Origin of the sequence: Parabacteroides caecihominis (assembly GCF_023656785.1) — a bacterium.
GTDB lineage: Bacteria > Bacteroidota > Bacteroidia > Bacteroidales > Tannerellaceae > Parabacteroides > Parabacteroides segnis.
Map to the genome: position 1 here is coordinate 128336 of NZ_JAMOKS010000004.1, position 15050 is coordinate 143385.

Consider the following 15050-nt stretch of genomic DNA (forward strand, 5'->3'; position numbering starts at 1 on the left):
ATCATATAACTAACTGATAAATCAAATATTATGAAGATTTATAATCTTATCTTATTGATATTGTTCTTCTTTACTGGAAGTCAGACAGTAAGTCCCCAATCAAAAAAAGGGGACTTGCCAGTAATTGATTTTTCAAAACAATATCCAAAGAAAGAGATACTTCTTCAAGATATCGCTGAGAGTGAATATATTCCGCTTGAGACAACAGATGATGTTTTATTGGGTGACAGACTTGTGCTTTCTGGTATTTCCGACAAATATATTCTTATACATGAACCTTGGCGAGGTAATATATTTGTTTTCAATAGAAACGGTAAAATATATTCTCATTTCAACCATAAAGGACAAAGCGGCCGGGAATATGCATGGATTGGAGACGCCGGTACAATTTTGGATGAAAAGAATGAAGAAATATTTGTATGTAACCAATCCATTCTGGTTTATTCGCTGAAAGGAGAATACAAACGAACTTTGAAAATAAATACGGTTGAAAGTTATTCTAAAGTTTTCGATTTTGGTGATGAAGCACTGCTTGTATATGATGATGTAGTTATAGATCCTGGTCTTGAATACAAAACAAAAAAAGCTCCTTACCGCCTTGTGTCAAAAAAAGATGGAAGTTTGATTTCCGTTTTGGACTTTTATTTCCCTAAAAGATATTCAATCCGTTTTGCCGAAATAGTGGAGAAAGGTTGGCGACCTACTTATATGTTTTATACCGAAAGTATGTACCATGGTCAAGATTTAATGATTGCAGATATATCGTCTGACACATTATATCAGTTAAGTCCACCCAACAAGAAGTTAATTCCTGTCTTAACCCGCAAACCATCTGTCCATGCATCTGAGCCAAGAAATGTATGGGCAACTCTTTTAACGACAGATAAATTTATTGTTATCGGTACAATTCTTTTAGATTTCAACAAGGGTGGAAAGATTCCAAGATTTATGTATGAATTTGAAACCGGTGAAATAAGTAAAGTGTCATTTTCCGATGCTGAGTTTAAAGACACATGGAGTCCAGGCAATCCCCCTGCCATGGGAAAGAATATGAATGCTAATCTGATTCAGCCATCGTCAATAATAAACGCATATAAGAAAAAGCAATTGAAAGGCAATGTTGAAAAGTTTATAAAGACACTTAACGAAGATGATAATCCGGTAGTAAGGATTATTAAATTCAAATAATAAGAATACGTAACTATTGATTAATATATTCCTATGAAAATCATCCTACTATCCATACGCTCACTGATGCGTTTCCGTTTATACACTGTTATTAACGTCCTTGGCTTGGCGTTAAGCCTGGCCTGTGTGATCATTATCAGCCGGTATGTTTACAGCGAAGCTACAACAGACCATTTCAATACCAATCATGAGCGGATATATCTGAGTGTACGTCAGTGGGAAAGCGGTGAACGGATACCTCTTTTGTTTACAACAGATAATATACTCCTGAAAAAGAACTATATCAATCCGCTGGATATACCGGAAATAGAGAAAAGAACCTCCTTTGTCTCCCTCAGTAATGTCGAAATACAGGTAGATGAGAACAAATTCAAAGCACATGTATTAGCTACAGACACCGCTTTCCTTCAAATACTGGATTTTCCGCTGGTAGAAGGGAACCGTGCCCAACTGTTAGCCGACCCTAAAGGAGCCGTTATCACAAACCGATTCGCCCGGAAACTGTTCGGTAAAGAAAATCCGATCGGTAAGAACGTCGACTATAACGGAAATATACTGACTATCCAGGGAATTATCGGAGAAACGGAGACACCCAGTTCTTTGACCTTCGACCTGCTGATATCTAAAGAACTGCAATGGCGTTGGCCGCCGGTTAATTACTTTAGTGTTGCTTTAGCCTATCCCGGTATCGATGCGGATCGCATTAACGACAAACTCAAGGCAGAAAACCATAAAGCCGCCCAAAAAACGTTCTCTTTCCAGGTTATTCCGCTGGATAAACTATACATGGATAAAGCTGTCGATAAAGGAGTAAATACGTTCCACCAAGGAAACCCGGACAGCCTGAAAATCCTCTCATTCGTTGCGATCCTGCTTTTATTGATCGGACTGTTCAACTTTATCCATATCAGTTCGGTCGTTATCATTAAACGAGGCCGGGAACTGGGAATGAAAAAGGTATTCGGGGCAAGGCCAGCACAATTATTCATCCAGCTATACGCAGAGAATCTGGTACTGACAACTATCTCCCTTTTTCTCAGTTGGATGATTATCGAAATCACCCTGCCGATACAAGAAAACCAGTTAGGTATCACTGCCATCGTCGGTTCTTCTTTCAATATGATATTAACCGTTATTCTTTTGCTGGGGCTTCCACTGATTATTACGTTATATCCATTTTTCAACTATAGCTTCCGGCAAACCATCCGTTCACTTCAGGGAGCCACCCCCGGAAAAAACAAGATGGCTACCCGTTCGTTGTTTCTGGTCGTGCAGTATGTTATCACTTGTTGCCTAATCATATCATCCATTTTCTTTATGAAGCAACTGCACTTCATGTTGCATGCTGACCTGGGATACCGGACTAAAGACATTATAAAAGCCTGGTTTATACGTCCTTCTTCAAAGATGACTTATGGTGAAGAAGATCAGAAACAGACTGAAAGCGTTTCCTCCGCCATACAGGAAACACTCAAAGCATCCCCTCTGTTCCAGTCGTTCTCCTATGGAGAAAGTCCGTATGAATTACCAACTGATAACTACGGCAAGGTCAGTATGCGCATCCCCGGAGGAGAATGGCTGGAGGTACTTCATGTCAGACTATATAAAAGTTTCTTTGATTTATACCAAATACCAGTTTCCGCAGACGGCTTTCCGAAGAGCGAAAAAGAAATCTTGATGAATGAAACGGCTAAAAAATTATTCAGTAAAGGAGGAATCCCTCCTACAGAGCTGGAAAAAGAGTCATATGATGGTATCAGTTCGCTTCTGGTAAAAGGTTTTACTCCCGAATTTCAGGTAGTGCATCTCTCCCAGCGTAATCTTCCCGTCATCATGACATTCAAAGATATAGAAGATGAACTGTTTTGGCCGGGGAAACTCATGGCATCCATTGTCCCCGGACGCCGGCCGGAAGCGATCAAACTTCTGAAAGAACTCCATGACAAGACTATCGGAGGAGAATTTGAATACACTTTTGTAGAAGACGAGATCAGTGCCATGTACGAAAAAGACCGGTTGGTTGCCCGGATCTATTCCGTTTTTACCCTCGTCTCCATCCTGATCTCTTCTATGGGATTATTCAGCCTTTCCCTTTTCGATATTCAACAGCGTTACAAGGAGATAGCGATCCGCAAAGTGAACGGGGCAACCACAGGAGCCATCATGAATTTGTTATTGCGGAAATATTACAAGTTACTCGGATTCTCTTTCCTGATAGCCACTCCTCTTTCCTGGTTGGCAATCACGAGATATCTGGAAAACTTTGCCAATAAAGCTCCATTATCCTGGTGGATTTTCGCTATTGCTTTCCTGATCACCGCAGGTATTTCCCTGCTCACCCTAATCTGGCAAATCCGAAAAGCGGCACGGACAAACCCGGCAAAAGCTATCAAGACGGAATAGCCGGTTAAAACAGACCGGCTATACAAAAAAACACCCGTTCAATTAGGGTACACTCCTTCTAATTCGTATTTATATAAAGCGAAAGAAATCCGGACATTTCTTTACTTCAGACCAATTTAGTTAAAAGTAAAGATAACTTTTTTTATTTAGTCCAAAATGCTAAATTTGTACATAAAGAGTTATAAGGAGAATGGAATTACACAAAGATACCCTTTCCAAAACAATCACTTTTAGTGAAAATTACCCTGATTATTTTCACCGCAGCTTTGTATATGCACAATCCTATTTGCATGACCAACATTTGTCAGAGGATATTGCATCCGAAGCACTCATAAAACTGTGGGAAAACTGGGATGAATCATACACCACAGTCCAACGTAAAGCTTTCCTTTTAACTATTATCCGGAACAAATGTCTGGATCATTTAAGAAAGATACAAGTCAACACAAAAACACATGAAGAATTAACGGAAATCTCACAACGCGAACTGGTCTTCCGGATTTCATTACTCGAATCGACAGTACCTCAGGAACTATTTATATCTGATATCCAAAAGATAGTAGATAATACACTGAAACAATTACCGGAACAGACACGACTAATATTTAAACTCAGCCGCATTGATAATAAATCGGCTAACGAAATAGCCGGCGAATTGGGAATAAGTATAAAGTCCGTAGAATACCATATAACGAAATCATTGTCTTTACTGAGAAAAAAACTGAAAGATTATTTACCTGTAATACTATTCTTGTATGCTTAATACTTACAGGGAAACAACATATATACTATTTTATTTCTGAAAAACCGCCCCCCCAAGAATAAATCACCCTTTAAGTTTAAAGGATTTACATCCAAACACCCCTGATTATTTCAAATAATAAGGGAGAAATTATATACACCCTTTTAGGGATAGGCTCATTTCATCCGTATTAATTATATAAAAGCTACAAAGATGGATCAAAAAACAATTGAGAAATATCTTAAAGGAACAATATCCACCCGTGAAAGAGAAGACGTCATGGCGTGGATAGAGAAAGAAGAGAAGAATAAAAAGGACTTTCTGGAACTTAGAAAACTTCATGACATCTCCATTTGGAATACGGAATACATTCCTGATAAGAAAATCAAGAGACATTCAACGGTTAATGTATTATGGAGAGTAGCCGCAGTATTTCTGGTCTTATTAAGTTTGGGATTAAGTTACCTCCTGGTATCGGATAAAGAATCGCAAATGGCAGTAAAGACCATTACCTGTCCGCAGGGACAACGGCTGGAACTGGTTTTATCGGACGGGACTAAAGTCTGGCTGAACTCTAATTCGATACTGTCATTTCAGAACAATAAAAAAGAAAATACCCGGATAGTGGAATTAGACGGAGAGGCTTATTTCGAGGTTACTCCCGATAAAAAGAATCCTTTTATCGTTCAAACAGAAATGTATGATATTACGGTATTGGGTACCTCCTTCAATGTGTTCTCTTATCAGAAGTCCGGATTATTTGAATGTTCCTTAATAGAAGGAGCTGTCAGTCTTCAGGATAAAAGCCAGACAGTAGATATGCGTCTTCAACCCAACGAGAAAGTACGGCTGTCCAATGGAACCCTTATCCGTTCTTCCATTGATCCGGATGAAAATTTCTTATGGAAGGTCGGTATCTATTCTTTCAAAAACCAGCCGTTATCAGATGTTTTTGCCCATCTGTCCCTATTACATGAAGTCAGTATAGAATTGAAAAATCCGCAGATAGGAGCACAAATGTGTACCGGCAAATTCAGGAATAAGGATGGCATCGAACATATACTCCTGACATTGCAGAAAAACTATCAGTTCTCTTTCACGAAAGAAGAAGACACCCATACATACATAATCTATTGACAATGATAATAAAAACCATAAAAAGAAAATACAAGATGAAAAAATCAACCCGTTGTAACACTTTTAGTTTGTTTTTCTATTTGTTGGCAGTGACGTTCCTTTTTATTCACACCAACATCTGTGCACAACCTATCCAATTGCCCAAAAGTAAAATAACTTTAGGCGAACTGATTCAGCAGATTGAAAGACAATCCGATTATTTATTTGTTTATAATGAGACAGAGATAGATATAAAAATGATGCTATCGTCCGTCCCTTTAAAAACCGACGATGTAAAAAGCCTGTTGCATTCCGCACTTGTAAATACCCCCATCCATTACCTGGTTGAGAATAAAAATATCATTCTCAACACCCGGAAACACCTGGAAGAAAAACAGACAATATTGGTTTCAGGAGTTGTAACGGATGAGACCGGAGAACTTCTGATAGGAGCCAGTGTATCTGTTAAAGGTTCTACACAAGGAGTGATAACCAATGCGAATGGCGAATTCATACTGAATACCCGGCCTGATGCAGTTTTAGTTGTATCTTACTTGGGATACATCTCCCAAGAGATCCCTGTCCGGAATAAGACAAACATCAAAGTCGTTCTTAAGGAAGATCAGAAAACACTGGAGGAAGTTGTCGTTATCGGATACGGGACATTGAAAAGAAAAGAAATCACAGGTTCCCATACCAGTGTAAAAATGAACACCATACCACCTATAGGAGGAGCAACCGTCACCCAATTTCTCGGAGGAAAAGCAGCAGGGTTAACCACAACGTTGGCCTCCGCCCAACCGGGAGGAAGGGTGAATCTTCAGATCAGGGGAGGAGCCTCTAACCGTCAGCCGTTGATTATCGTCGACGGATTCCCGATCACTTCTTCCTTTTCGAATGTATCCACCGGAGAATACAGCACAGGAGACACGGATGCCGCACTTGCCTCAATCAACCCGAATGATATATTGAGTATCGATATACTGAAAGATGCCTCTGCCACTTCCATCTACGGATCTAAAGCGGCAGGAGGTGTTATCCTCATAACCACCAAACGGGGAACAAGCATCGAGCCGCGTGTAGAAGGAGTGGCAAATATAGGATGGTCACATGCTTACAACACTCCGGATTTATTGAATGCGTCCGATTTTATGTCTGAAACGAACCGTGCAATAAAAGAACGCTTCATGTACGACAACCAAATAGTCCCTTACGGCAACAGGCAGTGGGGCGATGCGGGATTGCCGGAATACAGGGACCGGTATCTTGCGGACGATTTTGACACATGGAAAGGACGGCAAGGAACTGACTGGTTTAAAGAAATATCCCGGGTCGGCATGATTCAAAATTACGGGGCAAACATACAGGGAGGAAGCCAGTCTTCAAAGTATTATGCCTCATTCGGCTATTTTAATCAGGAAGGAGTGATAAAAAACAATAATTATAAGAAGTTCACTGCCCAGATTAATATCGACCAGAAGTTTGGTAATAAAGCGACCCTGGGAATAACCCTCCATGCCAACCGCACCAATATGGATAATGTACCTCTGCAGGACGGATTTGCCGAAGCATCCGATCTGTTGCGGACAGCCTATCAGTTTCCTCCTAACCTTGAGGTCAAAGACAACAATGGCACCTACACGATCAACCAATATGCTTCTTTTCTATCGAATCCGGTTTCAATACTTGAAATGTCGAATAAAACCAAGAATGACCGTATAATAGGGAATATCTACTTCTCATATAATTTGCTCCCGGGACTCGACCTGAAAATCAGAGGAGGCACGGATATATACATAAGCCAGGGATTTTCATATATTCCCACAACAACAATCGTAGGGGAAAAGACCCGTGGCCGTGCAGACAAGGCTGTCGGAGAAAAGAATGATTATCAGTTCCAATTTACAGCAAATTATCACAAATCATTTGTGGATAAACATCACCTCACTGCCATGTTTGTAACCGAGTATATCCAGACTAACCGGCAGGGCACCCGTGCAACCGGATGGAATTTCCCTTCTGATAACTTCTCATGGAACTATCTGGGGTTAGCTGCCGACCGGCCGAATATAGGTTCATACGGAAGCAAATCGGAAGCATTGGCTTATATCGGACGAGTCAATTATTCATATGATGAAAAATATTTCCTGACAGCCAACTTGCGTGTAGATGGTTCCTCTAATTTCGCAAAAAACCACCAATGGGGATATTTTCCCGGCGTCTCACTCGGGTGGGATATCGCAAAAGAAAAATTCATGGATGATACGCGCTCCGTTATTAACCAAATGAAACTGCGTGTCGGATATGGACAAACCGGAAATGACAATATCGGAACAGCCTTTTCAAACTATTATATTCCCGGTGACCTTATTGTCTGGGGAGAGCAGATCGTTTCTTCCATCAAATTAGGCGGATTGGGGAATCCTGATTTAAAATGGGAGACACAAACAGATTTCAATCTCGGACTGGACTTTGACTTATGGCAGGGAAGATTGTCGGGTACGTTTGATTATTACAACCGGGTAGTCTCCGATATCTTAGGATGGAAACCACTTCTGTCGACAGGCGAAGCTACCGGTATCACCGCTAATCTCGATCAAAAAAAGCAAACCTACGGATTTGAATTTACATTGAACAGCCAGAATATACGAAGTAAAAACTTCTCATGGGAAACCAACTTGACCTACACCTACTACCGGGACAGATGGCTTAAAAGAGATGATAGCTGGCGGCCGGATATATATGATTCGGAAAAAGCATATTTCGGAGAATTATGGTATCATCAATCCGACGGACTGGTGCAGGAAGGGGAAACTCTTCCTTATACTACCGGGGCTATTCCCGGAACAATTAAATTCAAAGACATCGATGGCTACCTGAAAGATGAAAACGGTAACCTGGTGCTCGATGATAACGGAATTCCCAAACGTCTCGGCAAGCCTGACGGTATCCTGGATAACGCTGATAAGGTACGCATTGGAGTCAATACCCCTTTCACATTAGGCTTGACAAACACATTCAGATACAAAAGCCTGGATCTGAATATCAGTATGTACGGCGTTTTCAACCGATGGATGACCAATGCGACTTATTCATTGCTGACAGATGTCACCAACCTGGAACAAGGTTTGAATCAGATGGTCGATGTAAAAGACCGTTGGAACAGCGATAACAGGCAAGGAACTCTTCCTTCCTCTTTACAGAGGTTCAGCGGATATGGCATTGGCGATTACTACCTGCAGAAGGCTTGGTTCACCAGGGTTAGCAACATCGACTTCGGATACAAGCTGCCCCTCCGGAAAGGAAGTTTAAGGGTTTTTGCCTCTTTACAGAATCCGATCCTGATCACACCTTATAAAGGATTAGATCCTGAATCGGATAGCCGGGCAGCATCCTATCCCAATCAACGGACTTATTCCGTAGGGTTTCAATTCAGTTATTGATTTTACATCTATTAAATCTATTATATATGAAAAATATTTATCTGTTAGTATTATCCCTCTTCTGTTTCAGTTGTACACTGGAGATGGAAGAATATTCAAAGCTGGAAGAATCGAATTTCTTTAAAAATGAGAATGATTGTAAAGCGGCACTGGCATCCCTTTACGAAATCATGCAAGGTCCCCATGGCGGATGGATTAATGGGAATCAATTAGGTGCGTTTCTGATCAGTGACATGGCTGCCGACATTCTGGGAGGAAACAACGGATGGGATTGGTTCATGGAGCACCGCTATACCCCGGATAATTTCGCACGGCCTGAAATGGACTTGCTTGACAAATTTTCCAAAGTCAAAGAAGTCACGACTTGCCGCGCGTTTGTTCTCCGTTTACAGGCTCTCGACAATATCTCCGAAGATGTCAAGAACCTCTATATTGCGGAAGCAAGAGTGATACGCGCCTATCTCCTACACCATTTTTATATTTATTTCGGTACGGTCCCTATCGTTCCGGATGAATTGGTATTGAATCCTAATATCGTGGAATATACTCCCCGTCCCTCCAAAGAAGAATACATCAAAATTATCCAGGAGGAGATAAACCAGGCATTACCTTATTTGAAACATCCGAAAGATCAATCACCCGAGGAAGAATACGGCCGCATGAACAAAGGAATAGCTTATATGATCCTGATGCAGCTTTATATGATCGAAAAAGACTGGGAAAAGGTGTCAAAGTATGGGCAGGAGATCATCGACCTGAACTATTATGAACTGCAAGATGACTATTTAAGTATTTTCAGCATTAATAATCAACGGAACAAGGAAGTTATTTACGGAGTGCCGCGTAAACAGAGTATCCCTAATAACGGCAACACCTGGCATGCCATATCCCTTCCTTCATCTTATCCCTGGAAAGGGACAAAATGGGGGGTCTATTATGTAAGATGGTCTTTCATAGACACATTTGATCCGGCAGACAGTCGCCTTTCAGGATTACCCCAATCTTATATTGGAACAGACGGGAAACAATATAACCGGAGTAATATGATCGGTGCTATTGCGATGAAATATGATGAAGATCCAGCAATGGTCGGACATAACTCAAACCATATCATTGTGCGTCAACGATATGCAGACGTATGGCTTTCCATGGCTGAAGCAGAAAACGAACTGAACGGGCCAACCAATAAAGCAAGGGCCTATTTTAATAAAGTACGCCCACGGACGGGACTGGCCAATTTACCCAACGGACTTTCACAGCAGGAATTCAGAGATGCAGTACTTATGGAGCGTGCACATGAATTTTATCTGGAAGGACACCGCTATCAGGATCTGGTCCGTCACGGCAAATTTTATGAAGTAGCCAGCAAGATGCCCAACAGCGTTTTACGCCCGGAACAGATACTGTTCCCGATACCAACCCAATATATCATTGAATATAAAGGGATATTAAAACAAAATCCAGGATATTGAAATACGATGAAACACTATATTGTATCCATATTATTTCTGGTTTTCTGTTTTTCCTGTCAGGATAAACAAACAGAAGTGGATGTCTGTATATATGGAGGAACCGCATCCGGCGTCATAGCAGCCTATTCAGTTGAAAAGATGGGAAAATCAGCACTGTTGATTGAGCCATCCGATCATCTGGGAGGTATGACTACGGGTGGACTGGGTTATACGGACATCGGCAATAAATATACCATTACAGGTCTATCCCGCTTATTTTACAGGAAAATAGGGCAACATTATAAGAAATTCGAACAATGGTCTTTCCCGCCTAGTGTCGCTCAAAAGGTACTCGACGAATACATCGACAGTTCTGAATTTCCTGTTTTAAAGAACCACCGGCTTATATCGGCTATGAAATCAGGTAAACGGATAAGATACGTCCGTTTACAACGGATAGGAGAAGAAGGCACTCCCGAATTCATCACCATCAGAGCGAAGCAATTCATCGATTGTTCTTATGAAGGAGATCTTATGGCTGCGGCAGGTATTTCATATACCGTCGGCAGAGAGGATAATTCAATATACAACGAAACATTAAACGGGGTTCAGTTACTTGACAAGCACCAGTTTCCCGACAGTATCGATCCATATAAAGAGAAAGGAAATCCTCCTTCCGGATTGTGCTGGGGAATCAGCGATCATCCTTTAGCTTCCAAAGGGACAGGAGACAGTAGTGTACAGGCATACAATTACCGGCTGTGCCTGACAAATGACCAACAACTCCGGCGTCCTTTTGAAAAACCGGAAACGTATAACCCGGATCAATATGAATTACTCCTTCGTATGCTGGAGAAAAAGGAATATAAATTGGGAGAGATACTTTCGATCAACCGGGACATGCCGGATAAGAAATACGACATAAATAACAACGGTCCTTTTTCTACGGACCTGATCGGCATGAATCACTCTTATATAGAAGGCAGTCCGGAAGAACGTAAAAAGATAGCCTATGAACACGAACTTTACATCAAAGGATTATTATACTTCCTGGCAAATGAAGAAAAAGTACCGGCCAAATTACGGAAAGAAGCCTCTGAATGGGGATGGGCAAAAGATGAATTCACAGCCAATGACAATTTTCCACCCCAACTATATATCAGGGAAGGCCGGAGGCTGAAAGGTGAATATGTAATGACACAACATAATTGCCAGGGAAATGAAATTGTAGAAGACGGCATAGCACTGGCTGCCTATGGTATGGATTCTCATAACTGCCGGAGAATAGTCGTGAACGGAATGGTAAAGAATGAAGGAGATGTGCAATACCATGGCTTCCCTCCCTACCCTATTTCATACCGTAGCCTCTTTCCACGGTATAATGAATGTCAGAATTTACTGGTTCCCGTCTGTCTTTCGGCATCACATATAGCGTATGGCTCCATAAGAATGGAACCAGTGTTTATGATGCTCGGACAAGTTGCAGGCATGGCTGCATCCATCGCCGCAGAGACAGGTTGCGCCATACAAAAAGTAAGTTCAAAAGAACTGAGAGAAAAGTTAAGGGAAGACCCTTATCTGGATGGCTCAAAACCAGACATACTCGTAGACGATACAGATATCGATAAAATAAAATACTCGGATAATTGGTTCAAACGTTTTGGCGATCATTATAAAAACAGCTTTATGTTTTCATGGGCCGCCCCGAACGATTGCTTCTTTTCCTTTTTTCCTGTGATCAGGGAGTCTGGGAATTATTCTGTTTATTATTACTGTACGCCCATGAGTCCGGAAGAGATGAGTTCCTGTATTTCCTTTGAGATAACGGCTAACCGGAATATATATACAGCAACTGTCAATCCAACGGAGAAAGCAGGGGACTGGGCTCTCTTGGGTTCTTACTGGCTGGATAAAGATTCTGAAACTCAACTAAAATTAGTAGGAGAGCGATCGGTCGGACCATTCTTTGCCGATGCCCTTCTACTGATTCCTGATTATTGAAATACTTTCATATTTTACCTAATTATTATCGTTTATGAATAAGAAAATTACTTTTATTATGGCAACGCTCCTTTTGGGGAGCGCATCGTATGCGACTGTTGATATCACCAGTATCTGGCAGATATCCCATGTTCAAAACACGTTAGACAAGGCAAAAGACTTTTCAGGAGTTGACGGCTTAGGGGAAAACCTCAACAGAGGGCTGGCTTATGGGAAATTCGGAGACAAAGAGTATGTCTTTATAACGACAGGCAGCAATACCGACGGCAATGCTATCAATTATTATGATGCCGGAACAGGTGACTGGGCAGGCAGGCTGAATATGGACCCGGTTAATTCCTCCACATTAGGTTCCATCCATAAGATTGCCGATATTGAAATCGCAGAGGGGAAAATATATACCGTAAGTCTGTCGGTTATCGGAAACAGCCTTGATTTCTGTATGTGGGACGGACTCAATGCAACACCTGTTATTACTTCGCTTCCTGAAACGACCGACATACGTGTGGAAAAACTAAGTATTGCCGGGAATATCGCTGACGGGACTGCCAAACTCTGGATAGCCGGATCAACAGAAGGCCTGGGAAATCCCAATCCGGACAAACCGGTATATATCCGTCATTTCGCTTTGGGGAAAGACGGATCAATTTCTACTTCAGCAACCGACTTCGGACAAGTTCCCGACAATAACACACTTTACAACTGCACTGTCAACCCGGATGGCAGCATTTTAGTAAAAGGGAGCCACAAAGCATTGCATATGCTTACACCCGATGGCTCTTATGCCGGCAATACACAGAACATGACTCCGGAGTTAACCCTTTCCCAGACAATCCGATATATAGGAACAAATCCTCATAACGGACGGTATTATTACCTCTTAAACTCCTATAGCAATGCCTCAGGTATTTTTCCGGGCAATGGCATCGTGACTAAAATCTATTCCATGCTTCCGGGGAATTTACATTCATTCAATTGTGTTGCCCAATGCCCTACTTTAGGTGATCTGAGCGGGAACATGGGGGATATCGATTTCAAATGGAAAGAGAATGACTTGTATATTTATTGCTTATCTTCAAACAACGGTTTTGCCGCATTTAAAGTAACGGGATTATACGACGCACCAGCCAATCGCTCGAACGATCATTTTACTCTGTTATGGGAAAATTCAATAGAAGGGAACAATCTTCCCGGTTTCTATTCAGACCTTGAATCCGACCAGGATAAAACAACAGGAATGGCTTATGGAACAGTGGGCGGAGAGAAGTGCATTTATATTGTCAAGAATCTTTATATCGACCCGGACCAGCCTAAAGATTGGGAAGACACCTGGGGACCAAGCGGAGAATACCGGAAAAATATATTCATATATGATGCCGAAAAAGGGCACATAAAAGGGGAACTTTCAATAAGCGGCATCTGGGGTAGGGAAATGCATGATGCTACTGTTACAGAAGATGGAATACTAATGACCACTTTTGTCGTAGAAGAGACAGAAACCATGAATGCTTTTTCATTCCCGGACAATACACATCAGGGAAGTCTCAATGACATTACTTTTTCCTATGATTCTGAATGTCCCGCATTTTTAGGAGGAAACATCTTTGCCTCAGGCAGTGTGAATCAAGGTACAGCCCAAATATATGCAACAACTGAATCAGAAACGGAAAACTATGTCTATACGTTTGGCATGGGTGCTCCCAATAAATGGGATGGCTTTTACACGGAGGAAGAATTTACAATCCCTTCATCCGGCAAAGGGCATCTGGCCGTGAAACCTGATAAATCGTTTTACTGGAACGCAAACGGAGGAAAGTTCCTGTATTGTGACGGGAAACAAATAAGTGAATCGCAATCCACATTGGAAGGTACAGCTATCCGGTATATTCTCACTCAGGATGGATTGGACTATCTGGCCGTTTTAAATGAAAACAAAGTAGATGTTTACACATTGGAGCCAGGCAAACCAGATACAAAAACATTATGGGCTTCTTCTCCCGTTTTAGGAAATAAACCAAGCATAGCCGGAGATATAGAGATCGGAATAGCTGCAGATAATTCTCCTATCCTATACGTCCTTTCAGCAAATAACGGTTTTGCTGCATGGAAATTAAACTCACTGAAAGCAACCGGCAATGACAGAATAGCTAAACAGCCGGAAACTTCTGTCTATTTCGATTTAGTTTCCAACAATCTTATTTTCTCTGAGACAGTCAGAAAAGTAGATCTATTTACGATGGATGGCAGGCTTATCCGATCTGCCTCTAATGTAAATACAATTCATACGAATAATAAAGGTACTGTTATAGTACGCTTTACAGACCAGTATGGGTTAAGCGGAACTCAAAAGATCATGTTAAGATAGTCTTTGGCAGCTATTTATTTTCCGTTAAATAAATAGCTGCCTATGAGGATACCAGGATGGTTCAGTTCTTCCGTCATGAGCACTACTCCTAATAAAAGTTTTCTAATATTTTTCCTTCATTCCTTCATCTCACATGGTATAATACTGATAAAAAGCCTATTACAAATGAAGGCAATGAAGATTAGCATCCAATATCTTACCATAATTCAAATTTCCCATCGCAAATATGGGTAAAGGGGATTTATCTGCCTATCTACAAGAGGGCAAGTAGTATGCCGCAAGCATGTATCCTACTAATATTTAAATCTTTAGTCGGAACTCTTTTCTTTATTTGCATCTGT

Annotated in this window: 8 protein-coding genes; all 8 read left to right on the plus strand. The window is 41.3% G+C overall.

Annotated features, from left to right (window positions below):
- Positions 1 to 30 precede the first annotated feature (30 nt).
- The 8 genes from NBH14_RS04375 to NBH14_RS04410 all read left to right on the plus strand — a co-directional run bounded on the left by NBH14_RS04375 (position 31) and on the right by NBH14_RS04410 (position 14709).
- Positions 31 to 1188 carry a DUF4934 domain-containing protein gene (locus tag NBH14_RS04375; protein WP_186959929.1) on the plus strand — a complete coding sequence of 386 codons (1158 nt, stop codon included), beginning with the start codon at positions 31 to 33 and terminating at the stop codon, positions 1186 to 1188.
- A 33-nt stretch (positions 1189 to 1221) separates the two neighbouring features.
- Positions 1222 to 3591, plus strand: a complete 2370-nt coding sequence (locus tag NBH14_RS04380; RefSeq protein WP_222622108.1) for an ABC transporter permease — start codon at positions 1222 to 1224, stop codon at positions 3589 to 3591.
- A gap of 190 nt (positions 3592 to 3781) precedes the next feature.
- Entirely contained in the window at positions 3782 to 4354 is a 573-nt protein-coding gene (locus NBH14_RS04385) for an RNA polymerase sigma-70 factor (RefSeq protein WP_186959930.1), read from the plus strand.
- 192 nt (positions 4355 to 4546) lie between these two features.
- Positions 4547 to 5470: a FecR family protein gene (locus tag NBH14_RS04390; RefSeq protein WP_186959931.1), complete on the plus strand. Its 924-nt coding sequence runs from the start codon at positions 4547 to 4549 to the stop codon at positions 5468 to 5470.
- A gap of 35 nt (positions 5471 to 5505) precedes the next feature.
- The gene (locus tag NBH14_RS04395; protein WP_186959932.1) at positions 5506 to 8892 is read left to right on the plus strand and encodes a SusC/RagA family TonB-linked outer membrane protein; all 3387 of its coding nucleotides are present in this window, start codon (positions 5506 to 5508) and stop codon (positions 8890 to 8892) included.
- Between the two features lie 26 nt (positions 8893 to 8918).
- Positions 8919 to 10364: a RagB/SusD family nutrient uptake outer membrane protein gene (locus tag NBH14_RS04400; protein WP_186959933.1), complete on the plus strand. Its 1446-nt coding sequence runs from the start codon at positions 8919 to 8921 to the stop codon at positions 10362 to 10364.
- Between the two features lie 6 nt (positions 10365 to 10370).
- A complete protein-coding gene (locus NBH14_RS04405; protein WP_186959934.1) occupies positions 10371 to 12344 on the plus strand; it encodes an FAD-dependent oxidoreductase in 1974 nt (657 codons plus the stop codon).
- 34 nt (positions 12345 to 12378) lie between these two features.
- Positions 12379 to 14709 carry a hypothetical protein gene (locus tag NBH14_RS04410; RefSeq protein ID WP_186959935.1) on the plus strand — a complete coding sequence of 777 codons (2331 nt, stop codon included), beginning with the start codon at positions 12379 to 12381 and terminating at the stop codon, positions 14707 to 14709.
- The last annotated feature ends 341 nt before the right edge of the window (positions 14710 to 15050 follow it).